Raw genomic sequence first — 23,620 nt, 5'->3', positions numbered from 1 at the left:
TATTTATTCTTTATTTTTAAAAGTACTGATAAAGGTCAATACTAAATAACCTATTAGTCCGAAAACGATTGCTGAAATTGTTGCTAAAATAAAGCTTCCGACGATATATTGTGAAATATTATTTTTTATTTTTTCAAAAGTAATAGAATAATCTAAAAATAAAGGGTCAGCATTGTTTATAAAAAGACCTCCAAGCTGTAACGACCCATAAATAATCAGTGGAATAAAAGGAGGAAAACTAATATTCGAAAACGCAAATGAAATAACTTTGTTTAAACGCAAAACCACGGCCAAAAACAATACTAAAACCGTTTGAAACCCCCAAAATGGAGCAATCCCTATAAAAACTCCAAGAGCTATTGAGCTAGCTTTCTTTAGATTAGAGTCATCATTTTCTAGAATATCATCAATGAAAAATTTACTTAACCCTTTTTTTTTTACTCCTCTAAAAAAATCACGAGGTTTAATATACGCCAATGCTATTATAACTAACACCGTATTCAAAATACTAATTCTGGTGAAATCCTGAAAGGGTCTAAAGTGAGACACACGTTCTTTTGGGTCATATAAAACCTGAATAGGTATGTTTTTAACAACAACACCATTCCATGCAGATCGAACGATGATTTCGATTTCTAACTCAAATTTATTGGTGAAATATTTTTTTGGGATTTTCTGTAAAGGGTATAATCTAAAACCAGACTGAGTATCCTCTAGTTTTATTCCAGTTTCAAATTGAAACCAAAAATTTGAGAAATTATTCCCAAAACTACTCTTCTTTGGAACACCTTCTTGCAGCATGTTTCTACTCCCAATCAATAACGCATCCCCTTCTTTTTCTATGACTGAAAGGAATTTGGGAATATCCGAAGCAAAGTGCTGCCCATCCGAATCTATTGTAATAGCATGGACATAGTGAAGTTCAACAGCTTTCTTAAAACCGTTACGCAGTGCAATTCCTTTACCAGAATTGGCCTCATGATGGATTTGTATTAAATGAGTGTACTCTTGTAATATTTGTTTGGTTTTATCTGTCGAACCATCATTTACAATTATCACATGTGATGTATGCTCTAAAACAGCATCAATTACACGCTTAAGTGTTTTGTCATTATTGTAGGTTGGAATAATAACGCAAAAATTCAATGGATACGTAGTATCACTCACAGATGCAATAGTTGCCATTCTAATTTTTATTATTTATTAACTGATTGTTGGTCTGAATCAGAAAAACTTTTAGATTGTAGAATGAAGTTTTTAATATATTCTTTCGATTCCCCTGTTAACGTCTTAAAGTTAGATATAATAAAAGCCTTATCTTCTTTAATGTTCTTTCTATAACTAATAAATGAAGGGAGGTTTTCTTGAACGCTTAAGCGAATGAATCTGATTTCTACATTATTTGGACTCGTTTTAACCGCAGCCTCAATATATTTTGCTCCTGCTAAAAGATTGGATTTTTTATCTTTTATTTTAGAAGAAAACTTGCCTTTTAAAGCCAGTGTACCACCTTTATAAGCAACTAACACACTATTACTATCACCAATTTCAACATCAGACAGTTTCAGCAATAAATCTGCTGATTCTGTTTTAGAATTTGAAGCCGTTGCATACATTTTTCTAACTTCTGAAATAGACGGGCTACCCAAAAAGAACAAACAAAATAGTGGAATTATAAATTTCATACTATATTTTTTTATAGACACTAACTAATTTCAAAGCCACTGTTTCACCAAAATAGGTCGTGTTTTTTACTTTAATTTTGTCATCATCCATCGTTATAACATCCAGTACCAAATGCAACTCTTGCGATACCTCTGGATTAATAAGAGCCATAAATTTCACATTAGAAAGGCTTTCCATAATCAAGCTACTTTCAGTAATTTGCTCTGTTAATTCTTTAATTATTTGCATCATACACACTCCTGGCATGATAGGATTTCCTGGAAAATGTCCTTTGAAAACCTCATGTTTTTCATTAATCAAAATAACAATAGAATACTGTTGCGCATCCTTTTTTTCTAACGAAGTTATTTTATAAAAATCTTTTAATAGCATCTTTTTTTTTATTTTAAATCAAAAGTATAAGCAGCGCCTACTTGAAAAACCACATTTGTGTAACTATCATCCCAATCACTTACTGGTATAATTCCTTTTTTAACTCTTCCTTCAATTCCAAAATTCTTTGTGATATCAAACCCAATTCCAGCAAAAAAACCTAAATCTATCGAGCTAAATGAGTTGTCTCTATAGTTAGAATCTCCAATATATTTTTTAGCATCGTTTATTTTAACATCAAATGTAGTTCCTAATTGAAAATTCACTTTGTTAAAAACAAACTTATTGGCTACAGCCAAAGATAAATAGGAAACATCAAGAGTTTCATTTTTTTTCAATCCATCAAAACCATCTATATATTCGCGTTTCGCACCTTGTCTGGTATAGGTTAGTTCCGGTTGCAATGTATATACTTTTGTTGCTCTTAAAGCTCCAAATATCCCAACATAAAAATCTTGCTTAGCTGAAAATTTTTCGTTTGAATTATCTGTTTGAGTGAAGTGCGAGAAATTAACTCCTCCTTTTACTCCTGGTCTAAAAATAGCTTGTGCTTGAACCTGTAGCAATACGAAAAAAGCAAAAAAAGCAAATAAAATTCTATTTTTCATGGTTTTGGTTTATTGGTTATTAAAATAATTCAATTCAATTCTTAATTTTATGTTTTGGTGTTGAATAACAATCTTTTCGGCAAAAATATTGTTTTCAGAAGTACAATAGACAATTATTTTTTCTTTTCTTTTAGAAGCATGAACAATTTTTAAAAGTCCGCCACCGGTTTTTGACAAATAGAGGTAATTATAACTCCTCCCCATTTTTGACTCATAAATTATATTGTGATCGTCTTCAAACTGTTTTTCGACAACGTAAGTCTTTTTTAATAGTATTCTAAAATCTTTTTTTAATGTATTTATAAGGATCTTACGATCTAATTCTTCAACAATGGAATTCACTTTAAAATCAGAATCTGAAATTTCGAAATCCATTAATTTATTTCCAAACTCGGTTGTAAAAACAACTCTGTGTGTAGTCTCATTTAACTTTTTTACAATAAATATTCCGCTCAATTCATTTCCATATACAGCTATGTTCGCTTTATAGACATAATCTATGGCTGCGTTTGAAAAATAAGGCGCATTATAAATTTTAGTATCCACCGCTTTTTCATTCATTTGTCTTACTGGATTAGATCCGCAAGAATTTAAAAGAACTAGAAGCGTAAAACTAATTAATAAAAAAAGAGTCGTCGATTTTTGCATTTATTGTTTTATTTTTCATCACAATACGAGTATAATCTTCAGCTGATTCCAATAGTTTCACTTGAACAACTGTGGCGTCGTCTCTACTAAACGTTAATTCGATTTGCTTTATGTATTTTAACAATGTCTTATCTTTAGGAATAAACTTGGTCACATTATTTTCTCTAGTTTTAAAATAAGAGATCACAAATTCCTTGTCATCAAACATATCTCCACTTACACTACCTATAATAAGCTTATTGATTTTTCCAAAAACCTTACTATTACCAATATCTACACTGCTTTTTTTTCCCTCGTCATTGATTAAAATTTTTCCGTTTTTAAAAACAATAGTATAATTGTATGGTTTTTTATATTGCCAAGATAATAATCCTGGATCTTTGAAAAACATTTTCCCAGAGGTTTCAATGTCTTTAGCCAAAAAATCCATGTGCTTGTATTGCACAAAATCGGTACTCAGTGTTTTTATTTTTTTAGAAACTCCATTAACCGATAGTTTGAAGGCAGCTATTTCGCTTCCGTTCATTTTTTGTTCCTGTGCAAAAGCAGTAACATTAAAGAAAAGGACCGTTAATAGTATCAAATAAGTTTTAATTTTCATAAGCTTTTAAATTCAACAGTTGATCAATTGCAACCACTTTGTAATTGTTTTTCTTCAAGAATAACAACAACTGTTCCAAAACACTAACGGACTCAAATGTCGTGTCGTGCATTAGTATTATTGCTCCCGGTTTTACTCTTTTTATAATTCGATTAAAAATAATTTTCTCGTTTTTTATAATTCCATCCAAAGAACGCACATTCCAACCGATTAATTTATGTTTCGTTACCTCAAGTGCTCTACGTATCGATGGAGTAGTCACTCCGTAAGGTGGTCTAAAAAACAAAGGTTTCTTGCCCAATACTTTTGCTATTATCGAATCCGTTTTATTTAACTCATCAATAACTTGGCTTTTTCTAAAAAAATCAAACAAAGAGCTGTGTCCATAAGAATGATTGGCAACAATATGATTTTCGGAAATAACTTGTTCAAAAATTTCAGGGTATTTTTCTATATTTTTTCCAATACAAAAAAAAGCCGCTTTTACATTGTGCTTTTTTAAAACTTCAAGAATTAATAAAGTGTTTGGATTAGGACCATCATCAAATGTAATTGCAATTTTTTTCTCTGTTTCCAATGGGTTACTGCAATAACTTTTGACATGATAATTAGACGAAATAAATGAGGATCCCCACAAAACTACCGCTAACCAAAGAGCAGCTACAAGTATAAAATACGAAATTTCAATTACTATAAAAAAACTTATAATTTTTAGTAAAAGTAAAATCGATATAAAGACAATAGCTGTTAGTTGGTGTTTTAACATCTTGAAATTAACGTAAAACTATGATCAATTCCTCTGTATTGATTGTACAATAAAATGTTTTTGTACGCTGACTTCTCCATTTTATTTACCGAAATAATACTAGGAATGTTTTGATTTTTGATAATCTTCGCCCCCACAAATAATCCAAAGGCAGATGCTGTATTGTATTCGCCACTTAGCTGTTTATAATATACTTGTGGTGTATTTACAAATGTGTTTTCAGATAGATTTTTATAAAATGTATCATATTCAACATCTCCGTTATACCCTAAAATTATTGCGTCAACATCCCCTATTTCTAATGCATTCGATTTCAAAAAAGCTATTATTTTATCCTCTACTTCATCAATGTCTAATTTATTAAACAGTTCAACATCTAGGACTTCAGCATAGGTTTGCGCTCTTTTTTTATCTTCTAACACAAAAAAGGTAGCTCCTTCACCATACACAACTCCTTTAGAAGTTGAATTCAGCACTGGATAAGGACCTTCGTTTTCTTTTTTTATAAAACCTGCTAATTTGAATAATGAAGTAGTATAGTCTGAAATTTCATCAATCCCTCCTAACAAAACTGCAACTGCTTCTTCCTCATCAATTTTCATTTTTGCGTCTAATAAAGCCGACTCAAATGAAACTGATCCATTTACATAAGTAACATTGTAAGCTTTGCATTGTAAGCCTAAAGCCACTTGTCCTCCAACAGTATTGTGGGTAGATTGGATGAAAGAGGTAGGTGTTAAAAATTCTTCTTTGTTATTTAAAATTGCGGTTAAAAACTTCTCAGAATCTTCGATACATCCCATACCGGTTCCGGTAATGATGGCATCAATATTTTCTACTTGTGCTTCTCTTAAGGCTAGTGCAGAGGCTACCATGCTGTTTTTAACTCCTTTCGCCATCCTTCTAATAGCGACTGGAGGAATAAAATCTTTGTAAACTGGTTTTTTTAAAGGTAATACAATACTGTTCTCCTCTAATACAGCTTCTTCTAAAAAAACAGTATCAAACGTTTTTTGAGCCGAGATACAACCTATTCCATTTATATATGTTTTTTTCATTCGTTTTTAGAAAATATAAGGGTTGAGCAATTTCCTCCAAATCCAAAGGAATTAGACAATACATGATTCACATTTTTATATTTCAATGTAGTTTGCGGAATCAAATTGAATTCACTCATAGGAGTTTTAAAATTCAAATTGGCAAAAACTACATTATTCTGAATTGCTAATACACTATAAACCGCTTCAATTGCCGCGGCGGCTGCCAAAGTATGCCCTGTAAATGGTTTTGTTGAACTAAAATCAGGCACCTTATCCTCACCAAACAACCTTACGATTGCTCTGCCTTCAGACAAATCATTATTGGGAGTTGCAGTTCCATGTACATTGATATAATCAATATCTTGGGGTTTTAAACCTGCTACTTGAAACGCTTTTTCCATTGCTAATAGTGCACCATCACCGTTCTCTGAAGAGGCGGTTTGATGAAAGGCATCATTTGCATTGCCGTAACCAGAAACTCTTGCTAATACTTTTTTATTTTGCTTTTTCACCACTTCATCTGACTCAAGAACCAAAAAAGCTGCTGCTTCACCTAGATTCAGCCCTTTTCGATCATTATCAAATGGCATATTATAACCATCTGACAAAATCATTAAAGTTTTGAATCCATTAATAGTAAATTTAGCCAAAGCATCAGTCCCGCCTACAATTACACGATCTAGTTTTCCTGATTTTATCATTCGAGCACCAAGCATAATTGCATTAGCTGCAGATGAACAAGCCGTACTTATGGTAGTTACTGTTCCTTTCAAACCTAGTTCGTCTGCGATTTTTTGAGATACATCACCACCATCATGACATTTGATGTATTTTACAAGTTCTTCATTGTCAAAATAATCATAATAATGTCTTTCGGTCATGTCCATTCCGCCAACGCTTGTTGCCGAAATTAAACCTGTTTTGTATTCATTAATTAAAGTAATTCCAGCATCTTGAACCGCTTGTTTGGCCGCAATGGCACCCAACATAGCTGTTCTCGAAAAATTATTATCAGCAGACAACTGAAGCTGTTCTACTAATTGCTGATTCGTTTTTTTTATTTCTCCAACTTTAATCACTGCAGCATGCACCGTCGAAATATTTTCGATAGTTGTAATGGCTACTTTGTTATTCAATAACGAAACAAAGTTATCCTCAACCGAATTCCCGATTGAAGAAACAATACCCATTCCTGTTATGGCAACTCCTTTATTCATTGATTTTTAATTACTAAAATTTTAAAAATCGAAATTCACCGTTTTTAAAACTTTAATTCAGCAAAAAATTACTTTGTTCTATTAACTGTAATATAAGCTCCCATTGTTTCAATAGATTGAAAAATGTTTTTTCCTTCTTTTGGATCAACTAATTTAATACCATAATCTTTGTCCAACATTACGATAAGCTCTAATGCATCAATAGAATCCAATCCTAATCCGTCTCCAAATAAAGGATCGTTATCATTAATGTCCTCTAGGTTAATATCTTCTAAATTTAAAACTTCAATGATTTTACTTTTTAATTCTTGTTTTAATGCTTCCATGTAATTTAATTATATAGTTTTTTTATTGTTTGTTCATTATGTTCGTAATCTCCTTCTGTTCCTACTAAATATAGGAACGCTTTGTACTCTTCGTTAAAACATTCGACCCAGCCACAAAGTACGTTTTTTGCTTTTTTTGTATCCAATAGAATTTTTGCATAATTCATCATGAATTCACTATTAAAGTCAGCAAATATAAAGAAAGAATTTTCGCTTTTTAATTGATGTCTGATACTAATTTCACCTAAACAAATATTAGGCAACGTATAAACAAAAACTGCTGGACTTGGATAATAACTATCCTTGTCTGAAATTGAATTCTGATATTTTGTATCCGTATCTAAACTCGAGGATTTATTAGCAAAAACTAAAGCAGTATCGTTCTCCTCTTCACTATTTTCTTGGTTTTTCAACAACAATTCAGCCCCCAAAAAAGCAAGTTTACTCAAGCTATCCATTTTGAAAAACTTTGAATAATCAATCTCTAAGTTTTGGTAAGCACTTTTTGAAAATTCTGAAAAAGAGCTTTTCTCTTTTTGAAAAATAACTTCACCGTTCAAAGTGATTTGGTTATTTTCAATAGTACAAAAAGACTGTATATAAGTATTATTTTCTGTCATTAGTTCACTTTTTCGAATAAAACTGCCGTATTACAACCTCCAAAACCCGAAGCTGTTTTTAAGAAATAACGACTATTTTTAGTTTCATTTTCTGTAATAACATTAATTGCTTGACTCACTCCTAATGCATCAAATCCTAATGTGGCAAATAATTTATTTTCTAAAACAGATTGGATTCCGATCACTGTTTCCAATAATCCAGAAGCACCCAAGGTATGTCCATAATAGCCCTTTAAACTATTTACAGGAGTGTTTTCTAAACCTAACCTATTCAACGCAATGGCTTCCATTTCATCATTAAACGGCGTTGCGGTACCATGAGCCGAAATATAATCTATTTGTTCGGTTTTTATATTCGCTTCTAATAAAGCACTTTCTATACTTCTAAAAAGCCCTTCGCCTGTTCTAGAAGGTCCAGATATGTGGTTTGCATCATTGATAGAACCGTCACCAATAATTTTTACTTTTGCATTTTTACTGTCTGATGTAACTAAAACTGCTGCTGTAGCTTCGCCAAGTGTTACTCCCGTTCTATTATTAGAATACGGTTTACAGGGTAAATCACTCATGGCTTGAAATGAATTGAATCCTGATAAAATAAATTCGGATATTTCATCACCTGCAACTACAAATATAGCATCATATAGCTCACTCTGAATCAATCTTTTCGCAATAGAAACTGCTAAAATTCCTGAAACACAAGCATTTGAAACCACTATAGGCTCTGTTACAAATCCAAAATTATTTGCAATATTTTTAGCTAGCTGATGTAAATAGGCGTTTTTTATTCCTGCTTCTTTTGCATCTTTTAAAGCAGTAACATTCCCTTTTGTCGTAGACAGTATAAAAGCATGCTTTTTATTCAAATCTATTTTTGCGTTTTTAACAATGGGATCCAATGCTAAAATCATCATTTTTTCTAATCTCGAAAAATGCGTCTCTTTTGAAATTTCGGCGAAAGCCAAACTTAATTTATCCTCATTAATTTTTGAAGCATAAAAAGGTGCTTTCATCATTTCAGAATCTTGCTGCAACTGAATACCAGAAATCCCTTCACTAATATTTTTTATATTAGTAGCCACATCAAACCCAATAGGTGTGATGCAATTCGTTTCGGTAATGTATACTTCTTTCAACATTTTTTTATTTTAATAGTCCTACTTTTCGCTTCCATTCTTCATAAAATGGCGGATTAGTCAACATTAATTCTCCTTTACTGTCCAGAAAAACCTGAACCGTTTCTCCTACGCATGAAATTTTATTTTCGGCATCAAAAATAGTGTATCTGTAAATCATTTTTGCTGCTGGAGTGTCTACAATAGTTGTTTCTATTCGGCCTACATCACCATAACGCAGCGACAATTTGTGCTCACAAGTTGATTTTACTATAGGTGTAGTGTACCCACTATCAAACACATCGAGATATGAAATCCCATGTTTGCGACCAAATGCCTCACGCCCATCTTCAAAATAAGTGATATAATAGCCATGCCAAACAATTCCGAGTGGATCGGTTTCGTTAAAACGGACTCTAATATCGTGACTTACCGTTAAAGCTGTGGCTTCGTTATACGGATCTTTTCTTTTTATCATACAATAATGCTATGGTTATAGTTATTATGAAAAACAAAAATAATAAACTTATTTCTGGTAAAATATCGATGAAATCTGCGTTGCGCAACAATACATCATAAAAAGCATTCAATCCCCAATTCATAGGGGAGGATTTTGCTACTATTTGCATCACTTTTGGCATGGCAAAAACAGGAACCCAAACCCCACCAATTGCTGCTAAAATAATAGTTGCTGTAGCACCAAAGGGAGCCGATTGTTCTTGGGTTTTGGCTACAGTTCCTAATAAAATTCCGAAACCAATAGCCGCAAATCCAGAAAATAAAGCTACGATGGTCATCATAAACAAATTCCCTTCAATATTAAGTGAAGGTAATCCAATATGAGGAAACAAGAATACAGCAACGGCTAACATCATGTAAAATTGAATCATACAAATAATCAGATACGTTATTGTTTTTCCTGCCAAAACAATACCATTAGAAACTGGATTGGTTCGCAAACGGATAAAAGTACCTTGTGTTTTTTCTTTAACGATATTTATGGATAACGGAATTACGATGAAAAATATAGCAAAAAGTGTCCAAGCCGGAACGTTGTGTTGTACTGAATTTGGAACAATCTCTTTGTCATTGACTCTTGGAACAATTTCTTTGAAGGTAATAAAACTCTTCTGTTCAAAACTAGCGCTACCCTCTCCTAACTGCTCCTGAAAAGCAGTGTATATAGAATGGGTCTCAATTTGAGAAATCATTTTATCGATCGAGCTCATGACCGCGTTCTTGAAACTAAGCTGCGTAGCGGGATCAAAATATAGTTTTACTTCTTTTTCATTTACAATAGCTTTTGGTTTTGCAACTGCTGTACTATCTGCAAAGCCTAAACTGCTTACTATGTTTTCAACATTTTGATCAATCTTCGCTTGTAAATCTAAACTTAAACGAGACGGAATAATAATGGCCAACTGATAATCTCCTTTAAAAACAGCTTCTTTGGCTACTGCTTCGGTTAATGGTTTAGAATCAATTTGCGTAACAACAGTAAAAACATCACTTTTTTGTAAATTCTCAAATACGGTATGCGATACATTTCCTTTATCATTATCGACTAATAGGATAGGAATTTTTGTATTGCTAAATTTTTTGAGGGTACTGTCTTGAATTAATGTTACCATAACAATTAAAACAAGTGGCATCAAGAAGAGTATCACTACTCCACCTAAATCTCGTTTTAAAAGCAAAAACTCTTTGCAAACCGATTGGTATAATTTATATATCATCTCTCAATTCATTTCCGGTTAATGCAATAAAAACATCCTCTAGGTTTTTGGCATTTGCAGTAGCATGTATCAAATCAGTAGGTGTGCCTTGAGCATAAATTTTTCCTTGATCTAAAATTGCAATGTCTGTACACAAATCTTGTGCTTCGGCTAAGTGATGCGAAGTATAAATTATAGTGGTACCGTTTTGATTTAATTTTTTTAAATAGTCAATAATGGCATTTTTTGATTGAACATCAACCCCTACTGTTGGCTCATCTAAGAACAATACTTTTGGACTGTGTAAAATACCTGCAATAAGATTTATTCGGCGTTTCATTCCTCCCGAAAAGGTTTCAATTCGTTTATCAGCAAACTTCAATAATCCTAGAAAATCAAGACTTTCTATTACTTTCTCTTTTAAGTCATCCCCTTTTAAACCATACATACTCCCAAAATAAATCAAATTTTCTCGAGCGGTCAAAGTAGGATAAAGTGCGTATTCTTGTGGAACAACTCCTATAATTTTTTTAATTTCATTTGCGTTTTCAGCATAGGTCATTTTAGCAATTGTAAAACTTCCTGAAGTAGGTTTTACTAAACCGCAAAGCATAGAAATAAGAGTGGTTTTACCAGCGCCATTTGGCCCTAGTAACCCAAAAATTTGGCCTTCCTTTATAGAAAGCGTAAAATCGTTCAAAGAATACATTTCTGCATTTTTGTACTTTTTTGAAAGTTGTGATATTTGTATAATTTCTTGCAAAATAATTCTTTAGCTTATTGCTTTTTTTAATTTCTTAAAAAAGGCTTCTTCTTGATCGGCAATATACAACAGTTGGTCAGCAATGGTGTTGTAAACATCCGCCTTTGTACTTCTGTTTTTATAGACTCTTGATGCTTCTACAGCAAAATCGCGCCATAAATCACCTATTACGGTCATTTCTTTCGAAAGGATTTTCAATTCGTTATTTTCTAAAATCCCTGAAGCTTCTTCTAAAAAAGCAGCGTAGATGAATCTAAAACCACCTCCGCCTGTTCCTATTTCTTCTTGCATTCGCACCATTTGTGCTAAATAATGATTGGCTTTTTTAGTACCATTCTTTATAGGCCATTTTCTTATTTGCTTTGCAACAAAACGAATACCCTTCACACCAACAATAGGCACTGGAGCAAGCATATCTCGACAGGTCGTTTTAATCCCTTTGATAATAGCACTTTTAAAATCGACATTCTTAGGAATTTCAATAGGATAATACATTTGTCCTTTAGGAGCAAAAGCGCCCTTGGCAAAACGTACTTTATTTAATTCTTGATGTGTTAAAGTAGTGACATGTTCCATTACTGGGTCACTAATTAGATAATCAGTGTCTGTTTTACCATACACAACTAAATTGTGTGCATTAAAATGAAATCTATATTCGTCAGGAAAATAAGTTAGATTATAAACTCCAACTTGTAATCCTGAAGGTATATTGTTTTTTAGTTTTTCATCCAATGCTTTAGTAGCACTGGCTTCGTTTGAAAATTTTTGTCTTTTAATTTTTATACCTAAACGTTTTGCTAGTCTATTAAATATTAAGCCCGGCAAAGGCCTATAGCTTATAGCAGGTGCGTAATTTACTTTTATAAAAGGTAGATAGACAAAAAACAAACCAGAACCAATTCCGAAAACCATTGGTTCACTAATATTTAATCCGTTATGTTTTAATAAATTAGAAGCCACTCCGTTTTCACAATGAGCAGATTGATGGTGTGTAAAGTTAGTTTCCATTACTGAGTTTTAAAATTTTTTAATTCATTTACAGTTACATTAAAAGTAGCTGCATATTTTTGCAAAATTTTATCGTTTAATTTATTAAAATTACTGGGTTTAAAATGTCTTTTTACACGCCATTGCCACATTCCTACATAACTAGCTAAAATGGCAATGTCCATTCTATTTACCTCCATTAAATAGTAAATAGGACTAGCTTCATTTTTATCTACTAGCTCTTTTGCAATAGCAATACGCTCACTTATTTCTTCAATAGAATTAGAAAGCGCAATTGTTTTAGGTTCCCAACCCGTACTCAAAGCAGTCGTGTAATTGCCTTTTTCATCTGTTGCATAAACCAATTCTTTCATGTTAATATTTGAAAGATTGCCTTTATCTTGTGGTACTTCGTCTTTTTTCATGCACTTAATGCTTTGGATTTTTATCTTGAATAAAAAGATTAATTTCTCCTTCTAAAAGTAATTCTCCATTGTTAAAAGTCTGGCAACTCATGGTACATAAGCTATATGCCTCTGTAATAAATTTTGAAACCAAAACCGCTTTTGTATTGATTGTGCTTCCTGCTTGTGGAAGCGCGTATATTTTTAATGTTTTTATAGCACTAATAAATCCTACCACATCAACATCATCTTTAGCTTGATTATTTTCGTCTATAAAAAAATCTTTAGCAATAATTGAAGAACAAGTTTGCGCCATGTTTTCAATTAAACCCGATTCTATAAAAAGATTATTACTGATAAAAATATTATCTTCTTTAATTTCAAAAATAGTCTCTACTTTTTCATGATCCATTTCGATAATTAAATCAACCATTAACATTGGAGCACGGTGAGGTAAAAACCTTTTTATATCTACTAAATTAACTTTTTTCTCTGTCAAAATATTTAGAATTACTTTGCTAAAACTGTTTTCATTTGTCCTTTTGCGATCTCAACACCATTCAATTCTGTAACGACATCAACTAACGTTATTCCTCCAAATTCTTGAAGAATAGTAACTGTAGTTTTAATTTCATCATTTAATTTTGGGAGTTGTTTTATCACAACATCTTTAATAGACCCAATATAACCTGTTGGGGCTGGTTCTTGTTTCAAAAAAAACTGGTAACCTGTATGCAAAGCTACCGATTGCGCCATGTGTTCTATCAAACCTGATTCTACAAAGTATCCGTTATTAAAAAAAACAGCGTTTTCTTGAATTTTAAAACCAGAAACTATCGATGTTTCTGTGAAAGAAAACATTTTATCAACCATTACAAATGGAAATTTTTGTGGAAGTAAATTCTCTACAAAATCTTTGTCGAATAGTGCTTTATTTGTATCCATATCTTTTTTTTAACAAACAGTTAAATAGGCATAAGCATAAGAAAAACGACCGCTCTCAGGAACAGATAAAAGTACTTTATCTCCTTTTTTTAATTTCCCTGAATTCATCAGTTCTTCAACAGCTAAATAAATTGACGCTGAACCTACATTTCCAACACGTGCTAAATTCATAAACCATTTATCCATAGGAATATCCATCCCTCTTTCTGCTAAGGATTTATGCAATCCCTCTACAAAATAATGAGAAGAAACATGTGGTAAAAAATAGTCAATTTGATCTGCTAAAATATTATTTTTTGCTAAAGCTTCTGCCATACTTTGTGCACCTTTCTCTAATATATGTGCATCTAATAATTTCACATCTTGCTTAATAGAAAATATCGATTGCTTCAACCATTCATCAGGATTATAATCACTCCATGCTTTAATTGAACCATCTTCTTGCTTTTCACCACCTGCATACATACACGTTTCTAATTCGTGTGCGTAGGAGTAAGCTTCCATCCATTCAATCTTTAAAGAAATGTCTCCTCTAGGTTTGTCTTCTAATAAAAAAGCTCCTGCTCCATCAGATAACATCCAACGTAGAAAATCTTTCTTAAATGCAATTATAGGTTGCTCTTCTAAGTTTTTCAAATTCACCGCTTCTTGTTCAAATTTCTCTGCCATCATCCAGGTAGAAACTCTTTCGGACCCTGTACAAACTGCGTTTTTAGTACTTCCAGATTTTATCGAAAGAAAACCAAACTTTAACGAATTCATTCCTGCACAACAAACACCAGTTGATGAATTAAGCTCAACACTTTTGTTTCTTAATAATCCGTGAACCATTGCTGCATGAGAAGGTAAAAATATGTCTGGAGTAGAAGTACCACAAGAAATTACTTCAACATCATTTGCTGTAAAGTTTTCGTCAAATAATTCTTGAATAGCATTCTTAGTTAGCTCGGCATTAGTATGTGTACTTTTTCCTTCGCTATCCACAGCGTAATATCTACTTGAGATTTTATTGTTACGCAAGATAATGCGTCTTGCTTTTGAGGTAGCTTGATTAATAAGTCCTAAAAAGCCTTCCATCTCATCATTGAGAACCGCTTTATTAGGTAAATATTTTCCCGCCTTTGTAATATATACTTCAAACATGATGATCTTATTTTATTTAATCCCTTGGTAATACTGGATTTCTTTTTTTATTTTTTTTATTTTAAATGGGTAGCTAAGAACATGTAATATATACACTATTGGAGAGATTAACCAAATTGCTAGCAACAAATAAACTTTAAATAATTTTAACCAAAATTTTCTTGATTCTCTTTCTTTCTTAAAGATAAAATTAGACCATTTATCAAAAATTTTATTAGCAGTTTTATCCACAGTCACTAAATAAGAACTAATCCTCACCGCATCATTAGCAACTAACTTATCTTGTAAAAATTCCAACTTATCTTCTTGTAAACTTGAAAGTAGTATATCTCCAAATTTTGATGACTCCTCAATGTCTTTTTCAGAAACACCTGGTAAAGGTAAAAAGCCTAAATATTTCTTTTTTACTCCCGAAAACATCCATTCTACAATTGTAATCACACTAATTAGATTTCCTACTCTATCTACTAGAGCAATATTCCCTTTTAATTGTGCATTATTATTTTTTAATAAAACTTTAATTTTTTCTTGAGCCATAATCCACATATTCCTAGAGCCACTGATGGTTACTACTGGAGTATCTTTCAAAATTATTTTAGCATGTTCACTTTTTAAAAATGAATTTATAGGAATAGATGGTGACAAATACCACACTTGATAATGTAACAAAATTAAATCAAATTTTTGCTTCAAAATTTCAGATGGAACTGGTTTTAATTGAGCTGGCATTTGCAAAAAAGATTCTGGAAAAACATCAAAAAAGGCCTCATTATTCCAAGGAAAAGGAAAGGGTTTTTCTAATTCAATTTCGTAAAATGTAACGTTTATATCCTCCGTGTTCAAAAGCGGTTTGGCAATATTTTTTGCTATAGATTTCAATTGTCCCGATTGAGAATAATATATAATGAGGACGTTTTTCATTTTTGGGGTTGCTTTATAAAATGCGAATTTAACATAAAATTACAATTTATACTAATTGATTTTCACTTCCTTAAAAGTTCTCTTTTTATCTGATCTTTTTACATGAACCCAATCTGGCCATGTAGCCTGATCTTCAGCATCATAAATACGTAATTTTTGGTTTGCATCTTCAATAATCAAATCTTCGGATGTACAACCTAAAATTTTGGCTGCAGCCGCTAGTCCTGAATGCGTTGCTCCTCCCACTCCATGAGAAAGTGTACTAGCACCGCAAAGAAATAGATTGTCTATCTCTGATTTATTTTTATATGAAAAAGGTCCTACTTGATTCAATGTTTTTTCAGTACCATAAACATTTCCTTTTGTAGAATTAATATAAAATTCATTGGTTTTTGGCGTACCTAATTCTGCCTGAACAATATTTTGTTTTGCTCCAGGAATAATTTTCTCTATATTGTTCATGAGCTTCTTGACCACTTTTTCTTTAAAAGCCGTATATTCAGCATTATGATAATCATCTAAACCGTTAAAATCTTTTAAATTATCATAATTAACATAGGTTACCACTTCAAAATTATGATATCTCCCATTGAAACTTACTGGATCCTTAATGGTAGTACAGCTAATAAATACTGCAGGAAACAGCTCTCCCTCAGTAATATCATTGTTCATTAAATCCTCAAAATTAGCATCATCATTCTCGTCTTTCATCATCCAGATATTACCCGAATCAATTCCGAATTGAGTGACATCCATATCTAATGTTAAAAATAAAATCAATGAGGTAACAGAGTATTTTGTTTTTTGAAGTTTCTTGATCAAGCCTTTGCTTAAATGATTCTCTCCAATTAATTTTAAATATGTAATTGAAGGATCAGCATTAGAAACGATATTTTTAGCATAGATCGTTTTCCCGCCTTCCAGCTGAATTCCAATTGCTTTATTATTTTCTACAATGATTTTCTCCACATTTTGCTTTACGCGAACCTCTCCTCCAAATTTTTTAACGCCATTGGTCATTGCTTTCACAATACCACCACCGCCACCCATTGGATAAAAACCACCGTCAAAATAATGGTTCATAACAGAACAATGTACAGGAAAACAAGCTCTTTTTGGCGAAAGCCCATGATCACCACACTGCACATTTAAGACTGCCTTTAATAAAGGGTCTTTTATATGCCAACCTATAACTCTTTTTAATGGAAACAAGGAGAACTTACCAAAATGCTTGGTCCTAAAAGGAACCGTAATATTTTGCCAAAAGCCTTTTAATTTTGGTATTAATTGAAGTTCTCTATTCACTCTTTGAACAAGAGTTAGGTATTCTATAATATTTTTTTCTTCTTTTGGAAAACGGTCAACAAGCACCTTAGTTAGGTTATCAATTCCGGCAGGAAAACTAAAAGTTTCTTCTCCTATAATACCGTGCTCATATCCTTTTTTATTCATCCTAAAAAAGACCATGTCATTAGCAATTCCTAAACCTCGATACAATTCATTAGTCGATTGGTTTTCATCAATCAATCCTACATAATGAACTCCTGGACTAAAACGTTGTCCATTTAAAGTAAAACTATGACTCCAACCTCCAGGTACATAATGTTGTTCTAAAACCAACACCTTTTGACCTGCACGCGCTAAACAAATAGCCGTAGCTAAACCAGCTACACCAGATCCAATAATTATAGTATCAAATTCTTCCATCTTTACTTTGACGTTTTTTTTTGTAAATACAAAATCAATGGAATTATCTATTGAATTATTGTATTGTTTTTATTTTTGATTGTGAGTTTGTTTCCAAAAATCGAAATAATTAAACCATTGCAAAGGATATTTTTTCACCATAGACTCTACACTTTCGGTATACGCTTTTAGTAGTCCTTTTTCATCGCGGTGTTTTACTATTGCTTCTCGCGTATAAAGATGATAGTGCAAATTAGGCTCTTTCATTACATATACAAAAACGACAGGGACTTTTAATCTGGACGCAATAAGAAATGGCCCAGCAGGAAAATTAGCATTTTCTCCTAATAGTTCTTCTGACATAGATTTTACTCCTTCAAAATACCTATCACCAGTAAAACAAACTAATTCATTACGGGCTAAAGCTGCATTTATCTCAAAAACATGAGACATGTCTTCTCCTATTATAATGAATTTTATCTTAGGTTTTTGAGCAATACTTTCAAGGTAATTTTTAATTTCGGAATGCTCTAAGTCTGTGGTAACGAGGTTGATTTGAAGATCAACATCAATTTCTCCAAAAAAGTGTTCAGCAATTTCAAAATTACCAATATGTGCACTTATAAGAACACCCCCTTTTTTTTCTTTTAGCAGTTTTATTATTTTTTCGCCTCCATCATGCTCGTAGGTAAACTTATCTTTCATGCCAGCTGAAATGGCTATCTTGTCAATAATGGTTTGACCAAAAGTATAATAACTTTTGAAAACCATTTTTTTAGATTTAAAATAGGAATAACCCAGTCTTTTATGGAAATAATAAAAAATGGAAGCATTACTTTTTTTAAGAAAAAGAAAGTAATAGGACGCCACAAAATAAAGAATAAAATAGGCCGACTTGATTCCCACTTTCTTGATTAAGAAAACGAAAATTTTATATCCTATAACCGTTCCCTTAGATTTGCCATCCCATTGACTCATTATATATTATGCTTTAACATTTAACTTGTTCTCAATTAAGTCATAAAAACTTTGAAAAGAAGCGATTCCTACAAAGTCAATTTCGACTAATTTTACTCCAAAATTTGATTCGATTGAAACAACTAAATCAACATAATCTAAACTGTCTAATCCTAAAGTATCTTTCAAATTAGCTTCAGGTTCAATTGCATCTGCATCAACTTCGAATTCATCAACTAAAAATCCGTTTATCTTTTCGATTATCTCTTCTTTATTCATCTTCTTTTTTATACTTTTTTACTACTAATGCTGAATTCGTACCTCCAAAACCGAAGGAATTCGACAAAAATATATCAATTTTTTCGTTTATTGTCGATTTAACTAAATTTAATTTTGCAGCATCCTCATCTGGGTTTTCTAGATTAATATTTGGAGCGATAAAATCATTCTGCATCATTAAAATAGAATATATTACCTCGCTAGCTCCAGCCATCCAACATTCATGCCCAGTCATTGATTTTGTGGAACTTACATAAGGATTGCTTTTTCCAAAAACTTCAAAAATAGCTTTAGCCTCATTCGTATCTCCTACTGGAGTTGAAGTAGCATGTGCATTTATATAATCAATATCTGAAGGTTTTATACCCGCTTCATCTAAGGCTCTTTGCATTGCAATTGTTGGCCCTTCAACATTTGGCGTAGAAATATGTCCTCCATTAGACGAAAAACCATAACCCGTAACCTCAGCAATAATTGTAGCTCCTCTTTTAATAGCAGATTCATACGATTCTAATATTAGCGTTGCACCACCACCACTAGGAATTAATCCATCACGATTAACATCAAAAGGCCTTGACGCTTTTGTAGGCTCATTCTCTCTAGGAGAAAAAACACCTAAACCGTCAAAACTGCTCATGGCGTATTTGTTGATTTCTTGAGCACCTCCACAAATAATCATTTCTTGAAAACCACTTTTAATAAGAAAATAAGCAAGTCCAATAGAATGAGATCCACTAGCACAAGCGGCACTAATGGTAAGGTTGATTCCTCGTAATTTAAAAATCGTAGAAAGATTCATCGTTACCGTTGAATTCATAGATTTAAAAATAGCACCTGAACCAATTAACGCGGTATCTTTTTTTTCACGAATAATATCTGTAGCTTCAATAATTGCTTTAGAAACACTGTCATTACCATACATGATACCCACTTCATTTGTATCAAAAAAAGCATCGTCAATATTCGCATTTTTCAATGCTTCAATTGTTGCCATGTAAGCATACTCTGTTTCTTCACCAAGACTTATTCTTTGTCTTCTAGAAAGTAAATTTTTCAAGTCTGGTTTAGGAACCATTCCTGTTAGAGCGGATCTAAAGCCAAACTCCTTTCTTTCAGGATCAATTGTAATACCTGACTTTCCATTATATAAAGAATCTTTAACTTCATCTAACGATGTACCTATACAAGAATAAATTCCCATACCTGTTATTACCACTCTTTTATTCATCTTCTTTAAAGTAATTGTTTATGAATAGATACCACCGTTTATATTAATAATCTCTCCTGTAATATAACTTGATTTTTTAGAAACTAAGAAGCTTACTAAATCAGCTACTTCTTCTGCTTCTCCAAAACGGTTCACTGGGATTAATTTCACTAATTCTTTTTCATCTAGTTGACTCGTCATATCAGTTCTAATAAAACCTGGAGCCACAGCATTTACAGTAATGTTTCTTTTTGCAACTTCTTGAGCTAATGCTTTTGTAGCGGCAACAACTGCTCCTTTTGCAGCAGAATAATTTGTTTGGCCTGCTGTACCTTTTACTCCTGATAAAGAAACGATATTTACAATACGTCCGTATTTATTACGCAACATTTTTTGTATAAAAAAATTAGTCACATTAAAAAACCCGTTCAAACTTGTATTTACTACGTTAGACCAATCCTCAGGACTCATCCACATAAACAAGCCGTCTTTTGTAATTCCAGCATTATTAACAATTGCCTCAACAATTGCTTCTGGATTTGCTTCCTGCCACTGTGTTAAAGCCGTTTTTACCTCTTCAAAATCAGCAACATTAAAAGAGATAATTTCTCCAGTACCGCCGTTTTGAACCACTTCATCAAGTGTTTTTTCGGCAGCTTCTTTATTTGATTGATAATTGATTAGGATGTGATAGTTAGAATCCATTGCTAATTTTTTACAAATAGCACTTCCTATCCCTCTTGATCCTCCAGTTACTAATACACATTTCATACTTAAACTTTTATATTTTCAGTTCTAAAATTTATTGACTCGCAGCTACTTAATACAGTACAGTCTTAAAAAAAAGAATTCTTTAATTAATTATTAAAAGGCTCTGCATTTTCAAACCATTGACCTCCTAAAACGGAACCATCTAGTTTTAAAAAACCCCATTTATCTTCATTTTTAACCCTTGCTAAACCATTTATGAATCCTTTTTCATCATCTTTAAACAAAGAAAAAATACCGCCTGCAGAAATACCATATTGTGTTGGTATTACTAACTTTCCTTTTTCATTGATAAATCCCCAATTATCTTCTTTTACTGGAGCTAATCCATCTGCGCCAAAGACTTCGGCATCATTATAAACAGATTCAATTACAAGACTTCCCTTCATATTGATGTATCCCCATTTTTTACCTATTAGAACAGGAGCTAAGTTTTTAGAAAATGCTTTCGCTTTATCAAATTTAGGTTCAATAATCCAGTTTCCTTTTAGATCAATAAAACCTATTTTATCATTTTTCCTAGCATAGGTAACATCTTGAACCAAAAAATCCCAAATTTTATCTACACCATCAATTACGGTAAATTTATTATTTGTAACTAATCCAAAAACGCTACCATTTTTAACCCAAGTAGTATTTTTATAATAGTTACCTACTTCATCATAAATTATTTCAACAACAACTTTTCCTGCATTATCAATAATTCCCCAACGGTCATTATTTCTTACCCTAGCATATCCGTTTTCAAATGATTTGATAACATCGTATTTTGCTGGTAGAACAATCTCCATTTTATTATTGATTAAACCTACTTTTTTTCCTTGTTTAATAAAAGCCACACCATTTTCAAAATCATAAACCTTGTCTGATGCTGGCGCCACTAAAGCCTCTCCTTTTTTATTAATGTAAAACCATTTTTTATCTTTTAAAACGACACATACACCGCTCGAAAAATATTTTACATTATCATAATCTGCAGGAATAGCCCACTCTCCTTTTTTATTAATGAAACCCCATTTTTTATTATTTTCAGCAGCAGCTAAACCTTCTGAAAAATTCTTAGCAGTTTTAAATTTTGGCTGAATTGCAAATGCACCGTCTTTAGAAATATAACTAAAAACACCATCCTTTCTAACCAATGCTAGCTCTTGAGCATACGAAAATTGCATCACTAACAATAACAACACTATAACTTTTTTCATAACACTATAATTTTAATTAAAACTAACTTTGAAACACTAATTATTAATAAGATAATCTTTTACTTTTTGCACAAAAGGATACATCACTTGATCCTCTTTAAACTTAGGAATGATTTTGCGAACATCATCGTAAATTTTTCTAGTTACAGATGAAATTTTATCATTTTGCTCTAAATAATCTATTGCTTGAACAATGGTAATCAATTCGATTGCTAAAACTTCAAAAGCATTCTCGATAACTTTTGCAGTTATTACAGCTGCATTTGTCCCCATACTTACAATGTCTTGATTGTCATTGTTATTAGGAATACTATGAACATACATTGGGTTAGATAACATTTGACTTTCGGCAGTAGTAGAAGTTGCCGTAAACTGCACTCCTTGCATTCCAAAATTAAATCCTAAAGTTCCTAAATTTACAAAAGGAGGAAGGATTTCGTTAATTTTAGAATTCAATAAATAATTCAACTGTCTTTCAGCTAGCATTGTTAATTTAGTAATTACAATTTTAAGCTTATCCATTTCTAATGAAATGTAATCACCATGAAAATTACCTCCATGATAAACATGCTTGTTTTTTACATCAATAATAGGATTATCATTTGCTGAATTAAATTCATCTTCAAGAATTGAAGCTACATTATCAATTGTTTCTAAGATTGGCCCTAATATTTGAGGAACACAACGTAATGAATAGTACTCTTGTACTTTTTCTTTAAAAATATCTTCGGTGTTTTCACCAGAGTATAAATGATCTTCCCTTTTTCTAATAAGTGAACTATCAGCAAGGTTTTGTCTCATTCTAGACGCCACTTCTTGCTGTCCTTTATGACGTTTAGTATTGTTTAATTCCGCCGAAAAATGATCATCGTATGTCTGAACTATTTCATTAATAGCGCAGGAAAACTTTAATGACCAGTCTAATAATTTATTAGCATGGTGCACATTTACAACACCTATTCCTGTCATTACAGAAGTCCCGTTCATTAACGCCAAACCTTCTCTAATTTCAACTTGAATAGGAACTAATTTTTCTATCTCAAAAACTTCTTTAGTAGCTCTTCTTTCTCCTTTATAGAACACTTCTCCTTCGCCAATTAATACCAACGCTAAATGAGCTAATTGCACTAAATCTCCACTTGCTCCAACACCTCCGTGCTCAAAAATAAGTGGTGTAATGTCTTTGTTAATTAACTCAACCATTAATTTAACTAAAGAAGGATGAACACCTGAATTACCTAAAGAAAGCGTATTTAACCTTGCTAAAATAGCCGATTTTACAAAAACAGGGCTTAATGGTTTCCCTGTACCAGAAGCATGACTTCTAATCAAGTTATATTGCAACTGGATACGATCTTCATCTTTAATACGGTATTGAGCCATGGGTCCAAAACCTGTATTTACCCCGTAAATAATTTTATTTCCTGAAAATTCTTTCAAAAAGTCAAAACTTTCGTTTACTCTTTTTAAAACTAGTTCGCTTATAGCAATCTTATCGTTATTAAAGATTACAGCTTCAAACTCTTTTAAACTTAAATATTCATTTATTGTATTCATTCAACTTCTTTGTTACTTTTTTAACTAAATAAATTAAAAATTAATTTTTAATTAGAATTTAATGTGGTTAATTTGACCGCAGCAAAT

The 23,620-nt window shown here is 32.0% G+C and carries 28 protein-coding genes; all 28 read right to left on the bottom strand.

Translation table 11 applies throughout. The features are described 5' to 3' along the window. Window positions 1-3: 3 nt before the first annotated feature. Window positions 4-1,185, bottom strand: coding sequence for a DUF2062 domain-containing protein (locus ACVEGE_RS08335; protein WP_225738055.1), 1,182 nt, complete (start codon window positions 1,183-1,185; stop codon window positions 4-6). Window positions 1,186-1,196: 11 nt separating this feature from the next. Beyond that, window positions 1,197-1,685 (bottom strand): hypothetical protein, encoded by a 489-nt coding sequence (locus tag ACVEGE_RS08330; protein ID WP_173851094.1) that lies wholly within the window; start codon window positions 1,683-1,685, stop codon window positions 1,197-1,199. Between the two features lies 1 nt (window position 1,686). Further along, window positions 1,687-2,058, bottom strand: a complete 372-nt coding sequence (locus tag ACVEGE_RS08325; RefSeq protein WP_173855916.1) for a 3-hydroxyacyl-ACP dehydratase — start codon at window positions 2,056-2,058, stop codon at window positions 1,687-1,689. 8 nt (window positions 2,059-2,066) lie between these two features. After that, entirely contained in the window at window positions 2,067-2,666 is a 600-nt protein-coding gene (locus ACVEGE_RS08320; protein ID WP_192499959.1) for a porin family protein, read from the bottom strand. Between the two features lie 9 nt (window positions 2,667-2,675). Further along, complete coding sequence (locus ACVEGE_RS08315; RefSeq protein WP_192499958.1) at window positions 2,676-3,314, bottom strand: hypothetical protein; 639 nt, start codon at window positions 3,312-3,314, stop codon at window positions 2,676-2,678. After that, window positions 3,280-3,909: an outer membrane lipoprotein carrier protein LolA gene (locus tag ACVEGE_RS08310; protein WP_370566936.1), complete on the bottom strand. Its 630-nt coding sequence runs from the start codon at window positions 3,907-3,909 to the stop codon at window positions 3,280-3,282. The genes ACVEGE_RS08315 and ACVEGE_RS08310 overlap by 35 nt, the downstream gene beginning before the upstream one ends. Then, window positions 3,905-4,492 (bottom strand): polysaccharide deacetylase family protein, encoded by a 588-nt coding sequence (locus tag ACVEGE_RS08305; RefSeq protein ID WP_225738054.1) that lies wholly within the window; start codon window positions 4,490-4,492, stop codon window positions 3,905-3,907. Before ACVEGE_RS08305 ends, ACVEGE_RS08310 begins: the two co-directional genes overlap by 5 nt. A 182-nt stretch (window positions 4,493-4,674) precedes the next feature. Further along, window positions 4,675-5,739, bottom strand: a complete 1,065-nt coding sequence (locus ACVEGE_RS08300) for a beta-ketoacyl synthase chain length factor (protein WP_192499955.1) — start codon at window positions 5,737-5,739, stop codon at window positions 4,675-4,677. Then, entirely contained in the window at window positions 5,736-6,938 is a 1,203-nt protein-coding gene (locus ACVEGE_RS08295; RefSeq protein WP_192499954.1) for a beta-ketoacyl-[acyl-carrier-protein] synthase family protein, read from the bottom strand. Before ACVEGE_RS08295 ends, ACVEGE_RS08300 begins: the two co-directional genes overlap by 4 nt. A 68-nt stretch (window positions 6,939-7,006) precedes the next feature. Continuing rightward, window positions 7,007-7,264: a phosphopantetheine-binding protein gene (locus ACVEGE_RS08290; RefSeq protein ID WP_192499953.1), complete on the bottom strand. Its 258-nt coding sequence runs from the start codon at window positions 7,262-7,264 to the stop codon at window positions 7,007-7,009. A gap of 5 nt (window positions 7,265-7,269) precedes the next feature. Next, window positions 7,270-7,884, bottom strand: a complete 615-nt coding sequence (locus ACVEGE_RS08285) for a 3-oxoacyl-ACP synthase (protein ID WP_192499952.1) — start codon at window positions 7,882-7,884, stop codon at window positions 7,270-7,272. Continuing rightward, the gene (locus ACVEGE_RS08280) at window positions 7,884-9,023 is read right to left on the bottom strand and encodes a beta-ketoacyl synthase N-terminal-like domain-containing protein (protein ID WP_192499951.1); all 1,140 of its coding nucleotides are present in this window, start codon (window positions 9,021-9,023) and stop codon (window positions 7,884-7,886) included. The genes ACVEGE_RS08285 and ACVEGE_RS08280 overlap by 1 nt, the downstream gene beginning before the upstream one ends. A gap of 4 nt (window positions 9,024-9,027) precedes the next feature. Then, window positions 9,028-9,477: an acyl-CoA thioesterase gene (locus ACVEGE_RS08275; protein ID WP_173855923.1), complete on the bottom strand. Its 450-nt coding sequence runs from the start codon at window positions 9,475-9,477 to the stop codon at window positions 9,028-9,030. After that, window positions 9,452-10,735 carry an ABC transporter permease gene (locus ACVEGE_RS08270; RefSeq protein WP_173855924.1) on the bottom strand — a complete coding sequence of 428 codons (1,284 nt, stop codon included), beginning with the start codon at window positions 10,733-10,735 and terminating at the stop codon, window positions 9,452-9,454. The genes ACVEGE_RS08275 and ACVEGE_RS08270 overlap by 26 nt, the downstream gene beginning before the upstream one ends. Next, window positions 10,725-11,423, bottom strand: a complete 699-nt coding sequence (locus tag ACVEGE_RS08265; RefSeq protein ID WP_192499976.1) for an ABC transporter ATP-binding protein — start codon at window positions 11,421-11,423, stop codon at window positions 10,725-10,727. The genes ACVEGE_RS08270 and ACVEGE_RS08265 overlap by 11 nt, the downstream gene beginning before the upstream one ends. Window positions 11,424-11,486: 63 nt before the next feature. Beyond that, window positions 11,487-12,485 (bottom strand): BtrH N-terminal domain-containing protein, encoded by a 999-nt coding sequence (locus ACVEGE_RS08260; RefSeq protein WP_192499950.1) that lies wholly within the window; start codon window positions 12,483-12,485, stop codon window positions 11,487-11,489. After that, on the bottom strand, window positions 12,485-12,889 hold the full coding sequence (locus ACVEGE_RS08255; RefSeq protein WP_173855927.1) for a hypothetical protein: 405 nt from the start codon (window positions 12,887-12,889) through the stop codon (window positions 12,485-12,487). Before ACVEGE_RS08255 ends, ACVEGE_RS08260 begins: the two co-directional genes overlap by 1 nt. Window positions 12,890-12,893: 4 nt before the next feature. Beyond that, complete coding sequence (locus ACVEGE_RS08250) at window positions 12,894-13,367, bottom strand: ABC transporter permease (RefSeq protein WP_225738053.1); 474 nt, start codon at window positions 13,365-13,367, stop codon at window positions 12,894-12,896. A gap of 11 nt (window positions 13,368-13,378) precedes the next feature. Beyond that, window positions 13,379-13,813, bottom strand: coding sequence for a hypothetical protein (locus tag ACVEGE_RS08245; RefSeq protein WP_173851127.1), 435 nt, complete (start codon window positions 13,811-13,813; stop codon window positions 13,379-13,381). 9 nt (window positions 13,814-13,822) lie between these two features. Beyond that, window positions 13,823-14,956: a beta-ketoacyl-ACP synthase III gene (locus ACVEGE_RS08240; protein ID WP_192499949.1), complete on the bottom strand. Its 1,134-nt coding sequence runs from the start codon at window positions 14,954-14,956 to the stop codon at window positions 13,823-13,825. A 12-nt stretch (window positions 14,957-14,968) separates the two neighbouring features. Further along, window positions 14,969-15,877: an NADPH-dependent FMN reductase family protein gene (locus ACVEGE_RS08235; RefSeq protein WP_192499948.1), complete on the bottom strand. Its 909-nt coding sequence runs from the start codon at window positions 15,875-15,877 to the stop codon at window positions 14,969-14,971. A gap of 51 nt (window positions 15,878-15,928) precedes the next feature. Continuing rightward, on the bottom strand, window positions 15,929-17,584 hold the full coding sequence (locus ACVEGE_RS08230) for a phytoene desaturase family protein (protein WP_192499947.1): 1,656 nt from the start codon (window positions 17,582-17,584) through the stop codon (window positions 15,929-15,931). Between the two features lie 69 nt (window positions 17,585-17,653). After that, the gene (locus ACVEGE_RS08225; RefSeq protein ID WP_192499946.1) at window positions 17,654-18,541 is read right to left on the bottom strand and encodes an LpxL/LpxP family acyltransferase; all 888 of its coding nucleotides are present in this window, start codon (window positions 18,539-18,541) and stop codon (window positions 17,654-17,656) included. Window positions 18,542-18,547: 6 nt separating this feature from the next. Next, window positions 18,548-18,799 carry an acyl carrier protein gene (locus ACVEGE_RS08220; protein ID WP_173851137.1) on the bottom strand — a complete coding sequence of 84 codons (252 nt, stop codon included), beginning with the start codon at window positions 18,797-18,799 and terminating at the stop codon, window positions 18,548-18,550. Further along, window positions 18,792-20,027, bottom strand: coding sequence for a beta-ketoacyl-[acyl-carrier-protein] synthase family protein (locus tag ACVEGE_RS08215; RefSeq protein WP_192499945.1), 1,236 nt, complete (start codon window positions 20,025-20,027; stop codon window positions 18,792-18,794). The genes ACVEGE_RS08220 and ACVEGE_RS08215 overlap by 8 nt, the downstream gene beginning before the upstream one ends. Window positions 20,028-20,045: 18 nt before the next feature. After that, window positions 20,046-20,777, bottom strand: coding sequence for a 3-oxoacyl-ACP reductase FabG (gene fabG, locus ACVEGE_RS08210; RefSeq protein ID WP_173851141.1), 732 nt, complete (start codon window positions 20,775-20,777; stop codon window positions 20,046-20,048). A gap of 86 nt (window positions 20,778-20,863) precedes the next feature. Further along, window positions 20,864-21,976, bottom strand: coding sequence for a WG repeat-containing protein (locus ACVEGE_RS08205; RefSeq protein WP_192499944.1), 1,113 nt, complete (start codon window positions 21,974-21,976; stop codon window positions 20,864-20,866). 36 nt (window positions 21,977-22,012) lie between these two features. Further along, on the bottom strand, window positions 22,013-23,533 hold the full coding sequence (locus ACVEGE_RS08200; protein WP_173851145.1) for an HAL/PAL/TAL family ammonia-lyase: 1,521 nt from the start codon (window positions 23,531-23,533) through the stop codon (window positions 22,013-22,015). Window positions 23,534-23,620: the final 87 nt, after the last annotated feature.

This window comes from Flavobacterium sp. PL002 (assembly GCF_054165825.1).
The sequence above is the reverse complement of the archived record's forward strand: the minus strand, read 5'-3'. Positions and strand labels throughout refer to the sequence as shown.

Coding starts and splice junctions, on each gene's coding strand:
- ACVEGE_RS08215 (WP_192499945.1), bottom strand. CDS start 20,027: ATGAATAAAAGAGTGGTAATAACAGGTATGGGAATTTATTCTTGTATA.
- ACVEGE_RS08270 (WP_173855924.1), bottom strand. CDS start 10,735: ATGATATATAAATTATACCAATCGGTTTGCAAAGAGTTTTTGCTTTTA.
- ACVEGE_RS08240 (WP_192499949.1), bottom strand. CDS start 14,956: ATGTTTGAAGTATATATTACAAAGGCGGGAAAATATTTACCTAATAAA.
- ACVEGE_RS08300 (WP_192499955.1), bottom strand. CDS start 5,739: ATGAAAAAAACATATATAAATGGAATAGGTTGTATCTCGGCTCAAAAA.
- ACVEGE_RS08265 (WP_192499976.1), bottom strand. CDS start 11,423: ATGTATTCTTTGAACGATTTTACGCTTTCTATAAAGGAAGGCCAAATT.
- ACVEGE_RS08295 (WP_192499954.1), bottom strand. CDS start 6,938: ATGAATAAAGGAGTTGCCATAACAGGAATGGGTATTGTTTCTTCAATC.
- ACVEGE_RS08320 (WP_192499959.1), bottom strand. CDS start 2,666: ATGAAAAATAGAATTTTATTTGCTTTTTTTGCTTTTTTCGTATTGCTA.
- ACVEGE_RS08290 (WP_192499953.1), bottom strand. CDS start 7,264: ATGGAAGCATTAAAACAAGAATTAAAAAGTAAAATCATTGAAGTTTTA.
- ACVEGE_RS08235 (WP_192499948.1), bottom strand. CDS start 15,877: ATGAAAAACGTCCTCATTATATATTATTCTCAATCGGGACAATTGAAA.
- ACVEGE_RS08330 (WP_173851094.1), bottom strand. CDS start 1,685: ATGAAATTTATAATTCCACTATTTTGTTTGTTCTTTTTGGGTAGCCCG.
- ACVEGE_RS08315 (WP_192499958.1), bottom strand. CDS start 3,314: ATGCAAAAATCGACGACTCTTTTTTTATTAATTAGTTTTACGCTTCTA.
- ACVEGE_RS08245 (WP_173851127.1), bottom strand. CDS start 13,813: ATGGATACAAATAAAGCACTATTCGACAAAGATTTTGTAGAGAATTTA.
- fabG (WP_173851141.1), bottom strand. CDS start 20,777: ATGAAATGTGTATTAGTAACTGGAGGATCAAGAGGGATAGGAAGTGCT.
- ACVEGE_RS08205 (WP_192499944.1), bottom strand. CDS start 21,976: ATGAAAAAAGTTATAGTGTTGTTATTGTTAGTGATGCAATTTTCGTAT.
- ACVEGE_RS08225 (WP_192499946.1), bottom strand. CDS start 18,541: ATGAGTCAATGGGATGGCAAATCTAAGGGAACGGTTATAGGATATAAA.
- ACVEGE_RS08285 (WP_192499952.1), bottom strand. CDS start 7,884: ATGACAGAAAATAATACTTATATACAGTCTTTTTGTACTATTGAAAAT.
- ACVEGE_RS08325 (WP_173855916.1), bottom strand. CDS start 2,058: ATGCTATTAAAAGATTTTTATAAAATAACTTCGTTAGAAAAAAAGGAT.
- ACVEGE_RS08335 (WP_225738055.1), bottom strand. CDS start 1,185: ATGGCAACTATTGCATCTGTGAGTGATACTACGTATCCATTGAATTTT.
- ACVEGE_RS08275 (WP_173855923.1), bottom strand. CDS start 9,477: ATGATAAAAAGAAAAGATCCGTATAACGAAGCCACAGCTTTAACGGTA.
- ACVEGE_RS08255 (WP_173855927.1), bottom strand. CDS start 12,889: ATGAAAAAAGACGAAGTACCACAAGATAAAGGCAATCTTTCAAATATT.
- ACVEGE_RS08230 (WP_192499947.1), bottom strand. CDS start 17,584: ATGGAAGAATTTGATACTATAATTATTGGATCTGGTGTAGCTGGTTTA.
- ACVEGE_RS08260 (WP_192499950.1), bottom strand. CDS start 12,485: ATGGAAACTAACTTTACACACCATCAATCTGCTCATTGTGAAAACGGA.
- ACVEGE_RS08220 (WP_173851137.1), bottom strand. CDS start 18,799: ATGAATAAAGAAGAGATAATCGAAAAGATAAACGGATTTTTAGTTGAT.
- ACVEGE_RS08280 (WP_192499951.1), bottom strand. CDS start 9,023: ATGTTGAAAGAAGTATACATTACCGAAACGAATTGCATCACACCTATT.
- ACVEGE_RS08200 (WP_173851145.1), bottom strand. CDS start 23,533: ATGAATACAATAAATGAATATTTAAGTTTAAAAGAGTTTGAAGCTGTA.